Origin of the sequence: Rhizobacter terrae, from assembly GCF_003852895.1 — a bacterium.
GTDB classification, from domain to species: Bacteria; Pseudomonadota; Gammaproteobacteria; order Burkholderiales; family Burkholderiaceae_C; genus Albitalea; species Albitalea terrae.
The window spans coordinates 72,506-88,951 of record NZ_QUSW01000007.1; the positions used below are offsets into that span (position 1 = coordinate 72,506).

A 16,446-nucleotide genomic window follows, 5' to 3' on the forward strand; every position below is an offset into this window, starting at 1 on the left:
CCGCGGCATGTGAGAAAGTCTTAACACCAGCACGCGAGAAGCCGTCTCGCGGCTGAACACCGACCCCCCGGTCTTCCTCGCGGTCGCCGCGGCTTTCTTCCCATCGAACAAGCTGCAACTTCACGAGCCGGTACTTCCCTGACACCGGCGATTCAACCGCATCTCACTTCGTGGCGACTAGAGACAGTCGCCAGCCATCCAGGCTGATGAGCCTTGACAAGGCGAAACCCGCGTCCGACCTGATGCTGGTCCCTGGATGTTGCGCACCGCGGTGATTCGAATCACCTCCGCACAGGAAGCGGTGCGCATCCCCTGTCGGCCTTCCGTGGCCGGCGAAGGCGTCCGGGCCTTGCCTTGTGCGAAACAGGGAATGAGAAGAAGAGGTGGCATCAACTGATGAAGCGGATGGATGTGACTGTTGGGTCTTGGACCCCCACCACGTCCGGCTGCGTACCGAGAAGGGCCACAATGTGTGGAAAATCAAAAACAAGACTAGGAGCAGAATATGTCAAGAGACATCAGCAACAGCGTTTCAATCGCAACCTCAGCATTGTCAGGGCTAAAAACCAAGATTGACTCCATCTGTGCGGCTCGCAAGCGTGCCGGAAAGACCAACAAGATGATGAATCAAATCATGGTTGCGTCGGGTTCGGCCCTGAAGGTTGAACTCATTTTCCAAGACAATTCAACCGAATCGGCCGAAATTCCAGCTGGCCAGTGGAGCTGGAAAAACTAGGAACGATGAGCAGAGAAGGCCGCGCAATGCGGCCTTCTTCGTTTGTAGCCCAAGCCCCGGGCTTTGTTGACAAGAAGCCCGGAGCGGCGTCCAAACGCTGCGGCTCCGGGGAACAAATTCCGTCTGATCGGGAGCTCTTTTCGCCGTGCATGAAGCTGGAGTTCGCTCTAGAGTCTGTGGCATTGATCGACGGACATCATGCCCGTCATCGATCTCCCATCGCGGGAGTTTCCCAGCCTCACCTGATCCCTCATTGCAGGGCATCAAGCGTTTTACCGGTTCTCGCGCCGGCAGGCATGAAGCGGTCCAATAATCAAAATCTTGAAGGAGATAAAAATGAAAGCAGCTCGTTTTTTGAAGGGCGTAGAAGTGCTGGATTTGATGGGCAATGTTGAACCCATCGACGTCAGTCGCGAGCCACTGTATGAGGTTCGCGGCCGGCTTATCGAGGCTGGTTTGGCCGAGGCTGCGATGCTTGAGCCAGACCGCCCAGCAGATGCGGTCCTCCTTTGCGAGGCCTGCAACTGGGCCGCAAAGTCGGTCTCCGAAGAGTTCTACGAACTCAAGGGGCCGGCGGTGGACTCTGCAGCCGCTTTGGACTGCCAAAGCGGCTGGGATGGGAATGTGTTTTACCTGCACGCCGAAGGCGTAGGGGTGGCATGTTTCCACGATCCCTTCGGGCAGATCCAATCTGAGGGGGTTTGGCCTCACCCTTGGAGCGGGGTAAGACGCCAGGATCTGGCCTTCCTGGCGATCAAGAGTCCGGCATTGCGCCGGCTCCTGGACCTCGCGACGAGGCCTGACGCGACGCTCAAAGCGTCGCACGTCTACCGCGCAGCTGTGCGGTTGGCGTCTTAAGTCGAGTGCCTGACGGACCATCCGTCAGGCCTCGGCTTCTTTCCGTTGTCTGTGGGCGTTGCGGTCTGGTTTGCCAAGTTCACGTGTTCGCGGAACTTGGAGAGCGTGCTTACCGCATGCCGTAACCACATCGGGCTGCCTGGCAAGAGTTGGCTCAAGGGCAAACTCTGCGATGGATGCGATCCGGCTTAGCGTGCGGGGAGTGAATACCATCTGTGGCTGCACCTGCGATTGGACGCGCTGGTCGCAAATGCGTGGATGGCGCGCATATGCGCATGGAAGTGTGATGTCGCCCGAGTCCGACACAGCCCCTTGTGGGAACTGTATCGGACTGGACTTCGAAGTCACTAGGCGACGAGAGCTTTCAACTCGTCAAGTGACATCTTTTTCTTGCCACTTAGAGCGTCTCGAGCTTTGGAGGCGCGATCACGTACCTCCTGGGCTTCGATCCGGGAAGCTTCAGCTTTTTCAAGCGCTGACACTTCCACTGCAACGGCAGCAAGCTCGCGCTGAGCTGCTGCCAATTCTTCCTGAGCCCGCAGAAGCTCCTGCAGGATCGGCTCAGCCGGCTGGGCATATTCCAACTCGGCCTTGTCCAACCGTTCGGTTGTCTTTTGCCAAGTTGCGCGAATGAACCGTTCCACAGCATTTGGTTCCAGGTCCAGAGATCCAGTGAACTCTTCAATGGCCGCTACCCAAGTTTGGGCATCCAGCCAATTCCCGGTCCCCCAGGATTGAGACCGCGTGAAAGGCAACACGCCGTCAGGCGTCTCGATCTCCCACTCAGTTTTGGACCACTTCCCATTCTTTTGGTACGTGGATTTAATGATCTGGACAACACCTGGAAGGGCCTGACCCTCAAACTTAAAAATTACTTGTTTGCCGTCCCCGGTCCTAGCTGCCAGCAGATTAATGTGATGCAGCCCGCGGCTGCCAATTCCATCATTGAAGGTAGTTTTCATTTTCTTCTCCCATGCAAAAAAGGAAGAGACCGGCATAGGCCAAGTCTCAGTTGAGTAAAAAAGGAGGTACATGAAGCCGCGCATTGCTGCATGGCTTCATGTGGTGATCAGTTGAGATCAAACTGCTCAATCTCATCTGAGGAACATGGAATGGTGAATTCCGTTTCCACCCCCATTTGAAGCTGATCAATAGCTTCAAGGAACTTTAATGTTCCCAGAAAGGATAGGGAAAAACGTTTCCCTTTCTCCTTCATTGGAACCATTCCTAGAATCCCGAGCAACTCGGCCCGCGTTGCGTTCTTCCTGCGAAGAACTAGAGGCAACGCAATAATTCGGTCCCCGTTCTTCAAAAAACCTTGATCTTTTGATCAAGGCGGTTAATTTCTGCCAGCTCGCGCTTCTGTCCAATTTTGACCTGCATCCAAGTCAAAATAGCAAAAACTCCAGCTGCCATACCAAACACATTACTGCAATTTCCAATAAACTCAAGAATTGATTGCAACATTTTCGTCTCCTAGATTAATAAAATTAAAAGTACCTCAGAAAGAATGTGCGAACATCTTTCTGAATTACCTCAATCAACATTCCAGGCCGTAGGCCCGAGTCGATGCTTCTCCGCGATGGAGGCCCACTCATCACCCGCGATGGGCAAGGAGCAAAAGGGCAATCGAGACCTCGATGAATTGGGTGAGGTTTCGCCTCGTGAAGGCTCGTCGGTCGACTTGTCTCCACTCGCAGATGTGCAACTGGGAGGCGGCAGGGCGCCGCAGCGTCGTAGGGTATGTGTCCCGGAGAGGTGCTGACCGCTTGGGCGGCAGGCGCCGGAGGCCGTTGATTTCACCTGCAGGACATCGAGCAGGGTTGAATCAGGTTAAGGCTCTGCCCCTTCAGTCGCCACCGCAAATCACGCAAAGAGAAGGCTGTTTTTACAGCCGCAATTGGGGAGTTTCCACTGGTACAGCGGCATCGCGTTGGCCACGATATTGCTCCGACAACTGCCGTCGTTCTTGTCCGCACAACAGATGTGCACTCGGCATTATCCCATATCTGCGATATGCGAAAAATAAAAGGGACGGATCTCTCGATCGGTCCCTTTTAAGTTCCAGTTAGATGAACGTCCAGAGCTGGCAATGCCAGCTGCAAATCTCTTCTGGAGTCACCTCCACTCCAACTTTGGGTCTAAATGCAGGATCCTTATAAGTTGGAGAAATCACAACTACTTCTTTATGGCTCTTCCCATCAAAACTAGGGAAGTTTTCGTCATCTAGACGAACACTCTCCCGGTTGTAAGGGACTTCCATTTTCAAGTAGTCCGATACTGCACGGACCGTATTTTCGTGCCCCCAAAAGGAGGCAAACCCGCCTTCCAGGATCTCTCTCGCCTGCTCCAGAGAGATCATGGTGATGTTGCATTCCCGGCGAACATATGCCGGGGGAAAAGTGTTGCCAAGAAGCGTTCTCATGCCTCTTCCTTTCAAAAAAATTAAAAAATTCGCGTAAGCCCGCCAGTGCGAAAACCGGACATTCGCTCCACACACTCACGATGAATGTGCAAAGCGGGGCAAAGAGAAGCTCCCACGACGGGAGACCGATGACAGGCACGAACCCGTCGAACGATGGGTCGACTCTGCGTCGCTAGCGCGAATTGCGCACGTCGAAATGAGGCGTCCGTGAAGCGGAATATGGAGCCTCGCTCACACACGCGGAAATAAAAAAACGGGCCCCGAGAGGCCCGCTGATTCAATCCTTCAGAACGGCTGGAGACTCACATTCCCTTGAGGTGTTTCGCAAAAAACTCCTCCATCGCCCCATAGAACTCGAACTGGTTCTCCTCGTTGTGGAAGCCATGGCCTTCGTTGTCCTTGACCATGTACTGCACATCCACCCCGCGCTTCTTCAGCGCTTCCACCACCTGATCGCTCTCCGCCTTGTTCACACGCGGGTCACGTGCGCCCTGGGCGATGAACAGCGGCGTCTTGATCTGGTCTGCATGCAGCGCCGGTGAGGTGGCTGCCAGGCGATCCTTGTCCTTCTCGGGGTCGCCCACCATCGCGTACATCTTCTCCAGCATCGGCTTCCAGTACGGCGGGATCGTCTTCATGAAGGTGAAGAGGTTGCTCACGCCCACGTAGTCGACGGCCGCGGCGTACAGGTCCGGCGTGAAGGTGACGCCTGCGAGCGTGGTGTAGCCGCCGTAGCTGCCGCCGTAGATGCCCACGCGCTTCGGGTCGGCGATGCCCTGCTTGATGAGCCACTGCACGCCGTCGGACACGTCGTCCTGCATCTTCAGGCCCCATTGGCCGAAGCTGGCCTCCCAGAACTGGCGGCCGTAGCCGGTGGATCCGCGGAAGTTCATCTGCAGCACGCAGTAGCCGCGGTTGGCCAGGAACTGCACCTCGGGGTTGTAGCCCCAGCCGTCACGCGCCCAGGGGCCGCCGTGCGGGTTCACGATGCACGGCAGGTTCTTGTCGCCGCGGGCCACCGGCAGGGTGAGGTAGCCGTTGATCTTCAGCCCGTCGCGGCTCGTGTAGCTCACGGGCGTGATGACCGCCATGTCCTTCTCGGGGATCCACGGGTTGATGTCCGCAAGCTTGGCCAGCGTGTCAGCCTTGGCGTCGTACACGTAGCGCGTGCCCGGCGTCTTGTCGTTGTAGGCAGCGACGATGAACTTGTCCTCGGCACGGGTGGCCGACTGCAGGTTTACCTCATAGCCCGCCAGCTTGGATTCGATCTTCTTGTACAGCGCCTCGTCCTGCGCGGTGAAGAACTTGCGCTGGGCCTTGGCGGTCTGGTAGTTGGCCAGCGTCAGCACCTTGCGCAGGCGCGACCAGGCCGCGTTGTCCAGGTCCACCTCGGGGTTCTCGTACACCACCTGCTCGGCATCGGGCTTGGCGGGGTCGATCAGCACCAGCGCCTGCTTGTCGCGGCCGCGGTTGGACAGCGCATAGAAGCGCTTGTTGTCCGCGGTGAAGAACTGCACGTCGACGCTGGTCTTGTAGTCGGTGGTGATGATGGGCTTGAACTCGCCCGTGCTGCCGTCGCGGTACAGCACCGAGGTGTTCACGCCGTCGCTGGTGGTGCCGATGCGCACGCGCCCGGCGTGGTCCATGCTCCAGCCGACGATGTTGCCGGGGTTCTGCGCCACCAGCTCCGCCTTGTGGGTGCGCAGGTCGACCTTGAAGATGTCGAACACCTTCGGGTCGCGCTTGTTGTGGCTCACGAGGATGTGGTTGGGGTCGTCGGGCAGGTCGTTTTCCAGCGACGCGCGCACGCCGGGGTAGGGCGTGAGGTCGGTGACCTTGCCGGTGACGGTGTCGACCGCCACCACGTGGAAGTTCTCGTCGCCGCCGAAGTCCTTCGTGTAGAGGATGGTGCGGCTGCCCTTCCAGAAGTAGTTGCTGATGTCGCGGGCGGTTTCCTGGGTCAGCTGGCGGGGCTCGCCCTGCGGCTGGCTGCCCTTGAGCGGCTGCACGAAGATGTTGCGGCGGTTGGCCTCGCCCGAGGGCTGCATGAAGCTGAGGGTCTTGCCGTCTTCCGAGAGCCGGAAATAGGCCTTGGGCGAGTTGCGGAAGAAGTCCTTGACCGGGTAGGCCTTGGGGGCGGCGGCCTGCTCGGCCTGGGCGAACGCGGGAGTCACGCAGCTTGTGGCTGCGGCGATCGCCGCCGTGGCGAGCACGGCGGGGCGAACGAATTTCATGGGAAACCTCCTGGTTTTTGTGGGAGCAGGATGATGCGCCCGCAGGCATGTCGGGCGCCTGACCTTGCGACGAACGGCGTTTTCCTGGGAATCGGCTGCATTCCAGTCCGCCGGAGGGATGGCCGCAGGGGGCGGCTTCCTATAATCTGCCCTTCTTTTCGAGGCCGCACCACGACCTTTCCGCCCCCGGGATTGCTCGGGCGGCGCCACCCGCATGAACCCAGACTTCAAACCCGACGACATCGAACGTGCCGCGCAGGCCGCCTGGAACGCCCGCGACGCCTACCGCGTGAACGAGGACGCATCGCGCCCCAAGTTCTACGCCTGCTCGATGCTGCCCTACCCCAGCGGCAAGCTGCACATGGGGCACGTGCGCAACTACACCATCAACGACATGATGGCCCGCTACCTGCGCATGAAGGGGTACAACGTCCTCATGCCCATGGGCTGGGACGCCTTCGGCCTGCCGGCGGAGAACGCCGCCATCGACAAGAAGGTGGCGCCGGCGAAGTGGACGCGCGACAACATCGCCGACATGAAGTCGCAGATGCAGCCGCTGGGCCTGGCCTTCGACTGGTCGCGCGAGGTCGCCACCTGCGACCCCGAGTACTACAAGTGGAACCAGTGGTTCTTCCTGAAGATGCTCGACAAGGGCCTGGCCTACAAGAAGACCCAGGTCGTCAACTGGGACCCGGTGGACCAGACCGTGCTCGCCAACGAGCAGGTGGTGGACGGCAAGGGCTGGCGCAGCGGCGCGCCGGTGGAGCGCCGCGAGATCCCGGGCTACTACCTGGCCATCACCCAGTACGCCGATGAGCTGCTGGCCAACGTGGCCGATCCGGCCGCACCCAACTACCTGAGCGGCTGGCCCGAGCGCGTGCGCCTGATGCAGGAGCACTGGATCGGCAAGAGCGAGGGCGTGCGCTTTGCCTTCCCGCACCAGATCAAGGACGACAGCGGCCATCTCATCCAGGACGGCAAGCTGTGGGTCTTCACCACGCGGGCCGACACCATCATGGGCGTCACCTTCTGCGCGGTGGCGGCCGAGCATCCACTGGCCACGCACGCCGCGAAGAACAATCCCGCGCTGGCTGCCTTCATCGAGAAGTGCAAGCTGGGTGGCACCACCGAGGCCGAGTTGGCCCTCAAGGAAAAAGAGGGCATGCCCACGGGCCTGAAGGTCACGCATCCGCTGACCAACGAGCCGGTGGACGTGTGGGTGGGCAACTACGTGCTCATGGGCTATGGCGACGGCGCCGTGATGGGCGTGCCCGGCCACGACGAGCGCGACTTCGCCTTCGCCAAGAAGTACGGCATCGACATCCTGCAGGTCATCGCGGTGGACGACGAGTCCGAGTACAGCTACGACCACTGGCAGGAGTGGTATGCCGACAAGCAGCGCGGCATCACCGTCAATTCCGACAACTTCAGCGGCATGCCCTACAAGGTGGCCGTGGATGCGGTGGCCAAGGCGCTGCATGCGCAGGGGCTGGGCGACAAGAAGACGACCTGGCGCCTGCGCGACTGGGGCATCAGCCGCCAGCGCTACTGGGGCACGCCCATCCCCATCATCCATTGCCCGAAGTGCGGCGATGTGCCGGTGCCCGAGAAGGACCTGCCGGTGCTGCTGCCCGAAGACCTGGTGCCCGACGGCAGCGGCAACCCGCTGAACAAGAGCGCCAACTTCCTGAACGTGGCCTGCCCGACATGCGGCGCGGATGCCCGGCGCGAGACCGACACGATGGACACCTTCGTGGACTCGGCCTGGTACTACATGCGCTACTGCTGCCCGGACAGCCACGACCGCATGGTCGACGAGCGCAACGACTACTGGATGCCGATGGACCAGTACATCGGCGGCATCGAGCACGCAGTGCTGCACCTGCTGTACGCGCGCTTCTGGACCAAGGCCATGCGCGACATCGGCCTCGTGAAGTTCGACGAGCCGTTCACCAAGCTGTTCACGCAGGGCATGCTGCTGAACGAGTCGTTCTTCCGTGAAGACGATGCGGGCAAGAAGCGCTGGTTCTACCCGAGCGAAGTCGAGGTGCAGTACGACGACAAGGGCCACCCGGTGGGCGCCGTGTCGAGGGAAGACGGCCAGCCGGTGAGCCTGGGCGGCATCGAGAAGATGTCCAAGTCCAAGAACAACGTGGTCGAGCCGCGCGACATCATCGCGCGCTTCGGCGCCGACACCGCGCGGCTGTTCACGATGTTCGCGGGCCCCCCGGACCAGAGCGCTGCCTGGTCGGACTCCGGCGCCGAAGGCTCCTTCCGCTACCTGCGCCGCCTGTGGAACTTCGGCGTGAAGCACGCCGACCGCATCCAGCGCGCGGGCCACCACATCGAGGGCCTGTCTGCCGGCGCGAAGGACCTGCGCCGCGAGGTGCACACCCTGCTGGGCCAGGTCAGCCACGATTACGACAGCCTGAAATACAACACGGTGGTGTCGGGCGCGATGAAGCTGCTCAACGCGCTGGAAGGCGCGAAGCTGGCCGACACGCCGGCCGACGATGCCGCGCTGCGCGAAGGCGTGAGCGTCCTGCTGCGCGGGCTGTACCCGGCCGCGCCCCACATCGCCCATGCGCTGTGGACGGATCTCGGTTACGCCAAGGTGCATGGCGACCTGCTGGACGCCGAATGGCCGAAGGTGGATGTGGCCGCGCTGGTGCAGGACGAGATCGAGTGGGTGCTGCAGGTCAACGGCAAGCTGCGCGGATCGGTGAAGGTGCCGGCCGCGGCAGACAAGTCGGCGATCGAGGCGGCTGCGGTCGCGAGCCCCGAATTCATCAAGTTCTCCGAGGGCAAGCCCGTGAAGAAGATCGTCATGCCGCCCGGCCGATACTTGATCAACGTGGTGGTCTGACACCGCATGCCATCCACCCGGCGTCACTTCCTCGCCGCAGCCGGCGCCCTCGCGCTCTCCGGCTGCGGCTTCGAGCTGCGCCGCGCGCCCGAGTTGCACTTCCGCTCCATCGCGCTCAGCGGCTTCGCGCCGCGCTCGCCGCTGGCCGAGGAGTTGCGCCTGAACATCAACGCCAGCAAGACGACGCTGGTCGTCGAATCGCTGGCCCAGGCGCAGGTGGTGCTGGAGTCCATCACCGACGCGCGCGAGCGCAGCGTGGTGGCGAGCACTGCGGCCGGCCAGGTGCGTGAACTGACCTTGCGCACCCGCTTCGTCTTCAAGCTGCACACCGTCTCCGGCCGTGAACTCATCCCGTCCACCGAGCTGCTGCTCAGCCGGGACCTGAGCTATAGCGAAAGCGCGGCGCTGGCCAAGGAGCAGGAGGAAGCCCTGTTGTTCCGCGCCATGCAAAGCGATATCGTGTCCCAGGTGATGCGGCGCCTGACCGCTATCCAGAATCCCTGATGCAAGTTCGCCTCGAACAGCTCGACGCTCATCTGAAGAAGGGCTTGCGCCCCATCTACACGCTCTGGGGCGACGAGCCCTTGCTGTCCCAGGAAGCGGGCGACGCCGTGCGGGCCGCGGCGCGCGCCGCCGGCTACACCGAGCGGCAGGTGCACACCGTGCAGGGCGCGCACTTCAACTGGAGCGGCCTGCTTGGCGCCTCGCAGGCCATGAGCCTGTTCGCCGACAAGCAGATCATCGAGATCCGCATCCCTTCGGGCAAGCCGGGCAAGGAAGGCTCCGAGGCCCTGCAGCGCTACTGCGAGACGCTGTCGGATGACGTCGTGACGCTGGTCTTCCTGCCCAAGCTCGACCGGCAGCAGCAGGCGAGCGCCTGGTTCACGGCACTCGATGGCGCGGGCGTGTCCGTGCGCCTCGACCCGATCGACCGCAAGATGCTGCCGCAGTGGATCGCCCAGCGGCTGTCCATGCAGGGCCAGCGCGTGCAGGGCGGCGATGCGGGGCAGCAGGCACTGGGCTTCTTCGCCGACCGGGTCGAGGGCAACCTGCTCGCGGCGCACCAGGAAATCCAGAAGCTCGCGCTGCTGTACCCGCAGGGCGAACTGAGCTTCGAGCAGATCGAAGCCGCCGTGCTCAACGTCGCGCGCTACGACGTCTTCAAGCTCGGCGAAGCGGTGTTGGCCGGCCAGGTCGCGCGTGCCCTGCGCATGCTCGACGGCCTGCGCGCCGAGGGCGAGGCGGCGGTGCTCGTGCACTGGACGCTGGCCGAGGACATCCGCGGCCTCAAGCGTGTGCGCGATGCGATCAGCACCGGCAAGCCCTTGCCCCTGGCCCTGCGCGAGGCGCGGGTGTGGGGGGCGAAGGAGCGGCTGTTCGAGCGCGCCGTGCCCCTGCTGACCGACAACGCCGTGTCCGAACTGCTGCATGCGGCCCAGGTGTGCGACGGGCTGGTCAAAGGCCTGCGGCATCCCGATTGGCCGAGCGAGGCCTGGGAAGGCCTCAAGCGCCTGGCGCTGATGACCATGCAATGGACGGCGGGTTCGCCGCGCGGCAAGAGCACGACGACGCGGCTGGCGCTCGGGGCCTGAACCCTTCCGGCGCGCTCAATAGCCGCGCGACCGATCGACCAGATGCTCTGGCGCGAGGCCGGCCCGCAGCCGGGCCACGTTCGAGGCCACGGCCGCACTCGCGCTGCGGGCATCGGTCCAGGCCGCGATGTGCGGCAGCACGGTGATGTGCGGGTGGGCCCAGAACGCGTGGTCGCTTGCCAAGGGCTCCACATGGAACACGTCGAGCACGGCGCGAGACAGCTGCCCGTCGGCCAGCGCCTGCAGCAGGTCACCGTCCGCCACATGCCCGCCGCGGCCGAGGTTGACGAGGGCGCTGCGGCGCTTCATCTGCGCGAAGCGGTCGCGGTTGAAGAAGTGGTGGGTCTCGCCGGTCAGGGGCATGAGGTTGATGACGATGTCCGAGCGCGCCAGCAGGCCGGCCAGCGCGGGCATGCCTGAGCGGCGGCTCCAGCCCTCCACCGCATAGCCGAGCGCGCGCAGCCGGTCCGCCACGGTTGATCCCATCTGGCCCTGCCCGAGCACGGCGACTTGGACTTCGTCCGCACGAAGCTGATCGTGCTGCAGCCAACGCGCCTCGCGCTGCTGCGCCTGGTAGTCGAAGAAGCGCCGGTGCAGTCCGAGCACGGCCCATTGCGCGGTTTCCGCCATGGCGATGTTCATGGCCGGGTCCACCATGCGCGCCAGCGGCACGGCGGGGTCGATGCTGTGGTCCTGCAGGAGCCGGTCGACGCCGGCCCACAGCGACTGGATGAAACGCAAGTTGGGCAGGCCCGTCAACGAACCGGGCGGCGGCTTGGCGACCACCGCGACGTCGATGGCGGCAGCATCGGCCAGGCTGCGATCGGCCACGATGGTTTCGCCCGGCATCGCCTCGCGCAGGCAGCGCAGCCACAGATCGTGTTCATCGGCCGGCAGGTCGGCCACCAGGAGGATGGCCATCTCAGTGCGCTGCCAGCGTGTCGAGCAGGGAACGCAGCGCCTGCGACACCGTCTGCGAGCGGATGCCGGCGCGATCACCCTGCAGTTGCAGCAGGCTCGTGCGCACGCCCTGTTCGCGCACGGCGATGCCCATCCACACCGTGCCCACCGGCTTGGCCGCGCTGCCGCCGCCTGGCCCGGCGATGCCGGTCACTGCCACCGAGATCCGTGCACGCGAATGCGCCAGCGCGCCTTCGGCCATCGCTCTTGCCACCTCTTCGCTGACGGCACCATGCCGCGCAATCAGGCCGGCATCCACGCCCAGCAATTCGGTCTTGGCCTCGTTCGAGTAGGTCACGAAGCCGCGCTCGAACCATTCGCTGGACCCGGCCAGGTCGGTGCAGGCCGCGGCGATCATGCCGCCGGTGCACGACTCGGCGGTCGCCAGCATCCAGCCACGCTGCTTCAAGGCCGCCGCGAGCGACGGCACGTGCAGGCCGATGTCGCTCACAGCCATCTCCACAAGGCGATGACCAGCAGCGTGCACAAGGCGGCCACGAGGTCGTCGAAGATGATGCCGAAGCCCTGCGCCCAGCCGATGGGCTGCCCGCGCCGGCTCTTGAAAAGCTGGTCCGCCCAGGCCACCGGGCCGGGCTTGGCCGCATCGAAGAAGCGAAAGAGCGCGAAGGCCGCGAACTGGCCCCACAGCCCCACCGGCATCACCAGCCAGAGCACGAGCCAGAAGGCGATGACTTCGTCCCACACCACGGGCGATGGGTCGGCCGTGGCCAGGTTGCGGGCGGTGACGGTGCAGGCCCACCAGCCCACCACCAGGCTCAGTGCCATCACGATCGCCCATTGCGAATCGGGCATGCGCGGATGCAGCAGCACAAAGGCCAGCCAGGCCCACAGCGTGCCCGCCGTGCCGGGCGCGACAGGCGACAGGCCGCTGCCGAAACCCAGCGCGATGATGTGCGCCGGATTCGAGAGGAGAAACCGCACCGTGGGCTTGCGCGGCGCGGTGCGCACGGGGGGATGCAGCGCGTCGTTCATGAGCGGAAATGGTCGAAGGATCCGAAGCTGTTTTCCAGCGTTCGGCCCTGGAGGTCGATGAGTTCGAGGCCCGTCTTGCTGCGGGCCCGGCCGATGCGTGTGACAGCCACCTTGGCGGTCTTCGCGGCATCGAGAACAGCGGCGGCGCGATCAGCGGGCGCCGTGAACACCAGCTCGTAGTCGTCGCCGCCCGCCAGCGTGCACAGGCGTTGCAAGGGCAGGGGCTGGGCCTTCATGACGTCGCTGCGCGGCAGGAGGTCGGCCTCGATGACGGCGCCCACGTCCGAGCGACGAAGGATGTGCGAGAGATCGCCGAGCAGCCCGTCGGACACGTCGATCGCGCTGGTGGCAATGCCCCGCAGCGCCTGCCCCAGGGCCACCCGCGGTTGCGGCAGCTCCATCGCACGGCGAACCTGCTCGAAGCCCGCTCCGTCCAGCGCATGCGTGGCGCGGAACACCTCCAGCGCCAGGCGCGCATCGCCCACCGTGCCGCTGACGTAGATGTCGTCGCCCGCGCGCGCGCCTCTGCGCAGGAGCGCCTGGCCGCGCGGCACTTCGCCGAAGACGGTGATGCAGATGTTGAGCGGGCCCTGCGTGGTGTCGCCGCCGATGAGCTCGCAGCCATGCGCATCCGCCAGGGCCAGCAGCCCGCGCGAGAAGCCCTCGAGGAAGGCGGCATCCGCCCGAGGCAGCGCGAGCGCCAGCGTGAAGGCCAGCGGTGCCGCGCCGCAGGCCGCGAGATCGCTCAGGTTGACCGCCAGCGCCTTGTGCCCCAGCCGCTCGGGCAGCACGGTGGACAGGAAATGCCGGCCTTCCACCAGCATGTCGGTGGAGGTGGCCAGCTGCATGCCCGCGCCGACCTCGAACACCGCACAGTCGTCGCCCACCCCCACGGCCGCGCGCCGCGCGGGCCGCGTGAAGAAGCGTTCAATGAGATCGAATTCACCCATGCGCCGGGATTATCGGCGTGCGTTCATGTCATGGGTGGCGCAGGTGATTGGCCGCCTACTCGTTGTGCATGCGCAAGGCGTTGGCCAGCTCCACCGCGGAGCGCACGTCCATCTTCTCGAAGACGCGCGCGCGGTGGACTTCCACCGTGCGCACACTGATGTCCAGCTCGTCGGCGATGAGCTTGTTCGGCCGGCCTTCCACCACCAGCCGCATCACGTCGCGCTCGCGGTCGGTGAGCTCGGCCAGGCGCTTGGCCACGGCCTGGGCGTCGCGCCGCTTCAGGATCGCTTCGCCGCTCTTGTTCAGCGCCTGCTCGATGCGGTCGACCAGGGCGTTGTCGGCGAAGGGTTTCTCCACGAAATCGAAGGCTCCGCGCTTGACGGCGGCCACCGCCGTGGGCACGTCGCCATGCCCGGTGAGGAAGATCACCGGCAGGGCTTCGAGCAGCTTGCGCTCGATGAGCCGCTCGAACAGCACCAGCCCGCTGGTGCCGGGCATGCGCACGTCCAGCAGCAGGCAGCTGGGCGCCGAGGGCCAGCCGGTGCTGCGGCCGTCGAGCATGGCCTCGAAGGTCTCGGCGCTGGCAAAGCCTTCGGAGAGCAGCCGTCGCGAGCGCAGCAGCCAGGCGAGGGCTTCGCGCACCACGTCCTCGTCGTCCACGAGGTAGACGGTCGGCAGGCCCAGGCGCGGATCGGTGGTGATGGTCATGGCGTGGGTGTGGAGGCGGCATCGGCCGGATGCGCGGAGCGTTCCGCCTGCCCGCGGCGGTCGGGGGTGTCGGCGGGTAGCGTAAACCGGAACTCGGTGCTTGCGCCAGTCCCGCCTTCGGCATCGCTGCCCAGCCGCGTGAAATCGAGCGCGCCGCCGTGCTGCTCGATGACCGTGCGGCACAGGCTCAGGCCCAGGCCCATGCCCTCGCGGCGGGTGGTGAAGAAGGGCTGGAACAGCCGCTCGGCCGCCTCGGCGGACACGCCCGGGCCGTGGTCGCACACGCTGAAGGTGACCCAGCGCGGATGGTTCTGCCGCACGCGGATGACGAGTTCGCGCTTCGCAACGGGCACGGTCGCGCCTTCCATCGCCTGGATGCCGTTGCGCGTGAGGTTGAGCAGCACCTGCTCGACCATGGTTCGGTCGCACACGACCCTTGGCGGCGGGATGGGCATGTCCACCTCCACCCGCGTGCCGCTCTTGCGCGCCTGCAGCCGCACCAGCGGCAGCACCGCGTCGATGAGCAGGTCGCTGCGCATCGCCTCGTGGCTTTGCTCGCGGCGGCGCACGAAGTCGTGCACGCTCTTGATGACGCGGCCCGCGCGCTCGGCCTGTTCGGCGATGCGTTCGGCCGCCTGCTTGAGCATGGCCGGGGTGTCGGCATCCCACTGCGGGTCCTGCATGAGGTTGAGCGAACCGGTGGCGTAGCTGGCGATGGCTGCCAGCGGCTGGTTCAGCTCGTGGCTGAGCAGCGAGGCCATCTCGCCCACCGTGGCCAGGCGCGCGGTGGCTTGCAGGCGCTCCTGCTGCTGGCGCGAGATTTCCTCGATGCGGCGCTGGTCGCTCACGTCCAGCACGGCGCTCATCCAGCCGGTCTGGCGGCCCTGGCCGTCCACCAGCGGCGCCTCGAAGATCAGAACGGCGAAGCGCTCGCCGTTCTTGCGCATGAAGGTGGTCTCGTAGCCCTCGCGCGCGGCGCTCTGGCGGGCTTCCTCGCCGGGCTGGTCGGCATTGAGGCGGAAGGCCTGGCGCTTGCTGTACTCCTCCACCAGGTCGGGCGGCCAGTAGGGCGGCGTGGTCTGGCCGATCATCTCCGCGACGCTGAAGCCCACCATCTTGCAGAAGGCCGGGTTCACGTAGGTCACGCGGCCTTGCAGGTCGCGTGCGCGCAGGCCCGTGACCAGCGAGTCCTCCATCGCTTTGCGGAAGGCCAGCGATTCGGCCAGGGCCCGTTCCGCGCTGGCGCGCTTGCGCACGTCGCGAACCAGCAGCACCACCACCGCGCCCAGGGCCAGCGACAGCCCCAGCACCAGGGCGACCGTGAGGTTGGGAATGAACTGCGGACGTCCCACTGCGCTGTCCAGGCGAAGTTGCAGCGTGAGGCCCGGCAGGTCCACCAGCCGCTCGGAGATGTACACCCCGGCGCCACGCATGAGGCCCACGCGTGCGAGGCGCGTGCCGTCGCCCTCGACGAAGGACAGCTCGTGCCGGCGCAGCACCTCCGGGCCCACCGCCTCGGACAGCACGCCGCTCAACGCGAAGGTGGCCGCCATGAAGCCCGACAGCCGGCCCTCGTGCGTCACTGGCAGGCACACGTCCATCACCTCGATGCCCAGGCCACCGGGCAGCGGCACGAAGTAGCTGCGCGAATACACCGGACCGGCCTGGCGCACGGCGGTCTGGCAGGCAACCTCGGTGTCCAGGTCCATGTCCTCGCGCCGGATGCGGGTGAACAGCGGCCCCTGGTAGGGCGAGTCCACCGCCTCGGTGATGTTGTGCACCGTGTCGCGCCGTTCCACCCGCACGATCTCGCGGTGGGCGCGCAGCAGCACACCGGTGTCGCTGCGCCATTGCTGGGAGCTGGGGTCGTTCCACAGCAGGGCCTGCAGGCTTTGCAGGTCGCGTGACAAGGCCTGCTTCACGTCGGTGGCCACGCCGCTGGAGGTCGCGTCCACCTGCTCCTGCGCCCGGGAGCTCTCGTAGTTGACGGTCAGCCACACGAGCATCGACTGCGCGATGACCAGCAGCGCCATCAGCGCGCCCCACAGCAAGGCCCGGCGCGTGCGCGACCGTGGGGTGGTCGGGAGGTCGGGCACCGCGGGGGCGGCGGTTGGTGCGCTCAT

The 16,446-nt window shown here is 64.7% G+C and carries 15 protein-coding genes; 5 read left to right on the top strand and 10 right to left on the bottom strand.

Going from position 1 to position 16,446, the window contains the following annotated elements; genetic code table 11:
* Window positions 1–505 precede the first annotated feature (505 nt).
* Together DZC73_RS22180 and DZC73_RS22185 are read left to right on the top strand one after the other, a co-directional pair.
* Window positions 506–736, top strand: a complete 231-nt coding sequence (locus DZC73_RS22180) for a hypothetical protein (RefSeq protein WP_124542572.1) — start codon at window positions 506–508, stop codon at window positions 734–736.
* Between the two features lie 336 nt (window positions 737–1,072).
* Window positions 1,073–1,594: a hypothetical protein gene (locus DZC73_RS22185; RefSeq protein WP_124542573.1), complete on the top strand. Its 522-nt coding sequence runs from the start codon at window positions 1,073–1,075 to the stop codon at window positions 1,592–1,594.
* Between the two features lie 347 nt (window positions 1,595–1,941).
* Here DZC73_RS22185 and DZC73_RS22190 read toward each other — a convergent pair whose 3' ends face one another.
* From DZC73_RS22190 to DZC73_RS22200, 4 genes are all read right to left on the bottom strand, one after another.
* Complete coding sequence (locus DZC73_RS22190) at window positions 1,942–2,556, bottom strand: hypothetical protein (protein ID WP_124542574.1); 615 nt, start codon at window positions 2,554–2,556, stop codon at window positions 1,942–1,944.
* Window positions 2,557–2,902: 346 nt separating this feature from the next.
* Entirely contained in the window at window positions 2,903–3,061 is a 159-nt protein-coding gene (locus tag DZC73_RS29795; RefSeq protein WP_161974699.1) for a hypothetical protein, read from the bottom strand.
* A 601-nt stretch (window positions 3,062–3,662) separates the two neighbouring features.
* Window positions 3,663–4,019, bottom strand: coding sequence for an STIV orfB116 family protein (locus DZC73_RS22195; RefSeq protein ID WP_124542575.1), 357 nt, complete (start codon window positions 4,017–4,019; stop codon window positions 3,663–3,665).
* A 302-nt stretch (window positions 4,020–4,321) separates the two neighbouring features.
* Window positions 4,322–6,253 carry a S9 family peptidase gene (locus DZC73_RS22200; protein WP_124542576.1) on the bottom strand — a complete coding sequence of 644 codons (1,932 nt, stop codon included), beginning with the start codon at window positions 6,251–6,253 and terminating at the stop codon, window positions 4,322–4,324.
* A 214-nt stretch (window positions 6,254–6,467) separates the two neighbouring features.
* Here DZC73_RS22200 and leuS point away from each other — a divergent pair, with 214 nt between their 5' ends.
* The 3 genes from leuS to holA are packed head-to-tail and all read left to right on the top strand — an operon-like array spanning window position 6,468 to window position 10,711.
* On the top strand, window positions 6,468–9,119 hold the full coding sequence (leuS, locus tag DZC73_RS22205) for a leucine--tRNA ligase (protein WP_124542577.1): 2,652 nt from the start codon (window positions 6,468–6,470) through the stop codon (window positions 9,117–9,119).
* 6 nt (window positions 9,120–9,125) lie between these two features.
* Window positions 9,126–9,623, top strand: a complete 498-nt coding sequence (locus DZC73_RS22210; RefSeq protein WP_124542578.1) for an LPS-assembly lipoprotein LptE — start codon at window positions 9,126–9,128, stop codon at window positions 9,621–9,623.
* Window positions 9,623–10,711, top strand: a complete 1,089-nt coding sequence (gene holA / locus DZC73_RS22215) for a DNA polymerase III subunit delta (protein WP_124542579.1) — start codon at window positions 9,623–9,625, stop codon at window positions 10,709–10,711. Before DZC73_RS22210 ends, holA begins: the two co-directional genes overlap by 1 nt.
* A 15-nt stretch (window positions 10,712–10,726) precedes the next feature.
* Here the strand turns inward: holA and DZC73_RS22220 are convergent, their stop codons facing one another.
* Genes DZC73_RS22220 through DZC73_RS22245 form a run of 6 tightly spaced genes read right to left on the bottom strand, consistent with a single transcriptional unit; the run spans window position 10,727 to window position 16,446 of the window.
* Window positions 10,727–11,632 carry a 2-hydroxyacid dehydrogenase gene (locus tag DZC73_RS22220; RefSeq protein WP_124542580.1) on the bottom strand — a complete coding sequence of 302 codons (906 nt, stop codon included), beginning with the start codon at window positions 11,630–11,632 and terminating at the stop codon, window positions 10,727–10,729.
* Between the two features lies 1 nt (window position 11,633).
* Window positions 11,634–12,128, bottom strand: a complete 495-nt coding sequence (locus tag DZC73_RS22225; protein ID WP_124542581.1) for a CinA family protein — start codon at window positions 12,126–12,128, stop codon at window positions 11,634–11,636.
* The gene (locus DZC73_RS22230; RefSeq protein ID WP_124542582.1) at window positions 12,119–12,664 is read right to left on the bottom strand and encodes a phosphatidylglycerophosphatase A family protein; all 546 of its coding nucleotides are present in this window, start codon (window positions 12,662–12,664) and stop codon (window positions 12,119–12,121) included. The genes DZC73_RS22225 and DZC73_RS22230 overlap by 10 nt, the downstream gene beginning before the upstream one ends.
* Window positions 12,661–13,614: a thiamine-phosphate kinase gene (gene thiL, locus DZC73_RS22235; protein ID WP_124542583.1), complete on the bottom strand. Its 954-nt coding sequence runs from the start codon at window positions 13,612–13,614 to the stop codon at window positions 12,661–12,663. Before thiL ends, DZC73_RS22230 begins: the two co-directional genes overlap by 4 nt.
* A gap of 55 nt (window positions 13,615–13,669) precedes the next feature.
* Window positions 13,670–14,323: a response regulator transcription factor gene (locus DZC73_RS22240; protein WP_124542584.1), complete on the bottom strand. Its 654-nt coding sequence runs from the start codon at window positions 14,321–14,323 to the stop codon at window positions 13,670–13,672.
* Window positions 14,320–16,446, bottom strand: a complete 2,127-nt coding sequence (locus tag DZC73_RS22245) for an ATP-binding protein (protein WP_124542817.1) — start codon at window positions 16,444–16,446, stop codon at window positions 14,320–14,322. The genes DZC73_RS22240 and DZC73_RS22245 overlap by 4 nt, the downstream gene beginning before the upstream one ends.

Bases quoted from the DNA above. Each gene is read 5' to 3' on its own strand.
- DZC73_RS29795 (WP_161974699.1), bottom strand. From the start codon at position 3,061: ATGTTGCAATCAATTCTTGAGTTTATTGGAAATTGCAGTAATGTGTTT.
- thiL (WP_124542583.1), bottom strand. From the start codon at position 13,614: ATGGGTGAATTCGATCTCATTGAACGCTTCTTCACGCGGCCCGCGCGG.
- DZC73_RS22245 (WP_124542817.1), bottom strand. From the start codon at position 16,446: ATGAGCGCACCAACCGCCGCCCCCGCGGTGCCCGACCTCCCGACCACC.
- DZC73_RS22185 (WP_124542573.1), top strand. From the start codon at position 1,073: ATGAAAGCAGCTCGTTTTTTGAAGGGCGTAGAAGTGCTGGATTTGATG.
- holA (WP_124542579.1), top strand. From the start codon at position 9,623: ATGCAAGTTCGCCTCGAACAGCTCGACGCTCATCTGAAGAAGGGCTTG.
- leuS (WP_124542577.1), top strand. From the start codon at position 6,468: ATGAACCCAGACTTCAAACCCGACGACATCGAACGTGCCGCGCAGGCC.
- DZC73_RS22220 (WP_124542580.1), bottom strand. From the start codon at position 11,632: ATGGCCATCCTCCTGGTGGCCGACCTGCCGGCCGATGAACACGATCTG.
- DZC73_RS22230 (WP_124542582.1), bottom strand. From the start codon at position 12,664: ATGAACGACGCGCTGCATCCCCCCGTGCGCACCGCGCCGCGCAAGCCC.
- DZC73_RS22195 (WP_124542575.1), bottom strand. From the start codon at position 4,019: ATGAGAACGCTTCTTGGCAACACTTTTCCCCCGGCATATGTTCGCCGG.
- DZC73_RS22210 (WP_124542578.1), top strand. From the start codon at position 9,126: ATGCCATCCACCCGGCGTCACTTCCTCGCCGCAGCCGGCGCCCTCGCG.
- DZC73_RS22180 (WP_124542572.1), top strand. From the start codon at position 506: ATGTCAAGAGACATCAGCAACAGCGTTTCAATCGCAACCTCAGCATTG.
- DZC73_RS22190 (WP_124542574.1), bottom strand. From the start codon at position 2,556: ATGAAAACTACCTTCAATGATGGAATTGGCAGCCGCGGGCTGCATCAC.
- DZC73_RS22225 (WP_124542581.1), bottom strand. From the start codon at position 12,128: ATGGCTGTGAGCGACATCGGCCTGCACGTGCCGTCGCTCGCGGCGGCC.
- DZC73_RS22240 (WP_124542584.1), bottom strand. From the start codon at position 14,323: ATGACCATCACCACCGATCCGCGCCTGGGCCTGCCGACCGTCTACCTC.
- DZC73_RS22200 (WP_124542576.1), bottom strand. From the start codon at position 6,253: ATGAAATTCGTTCGCCCCGCCGTGCTCGCCACGGCGGCGATCGCCGCA.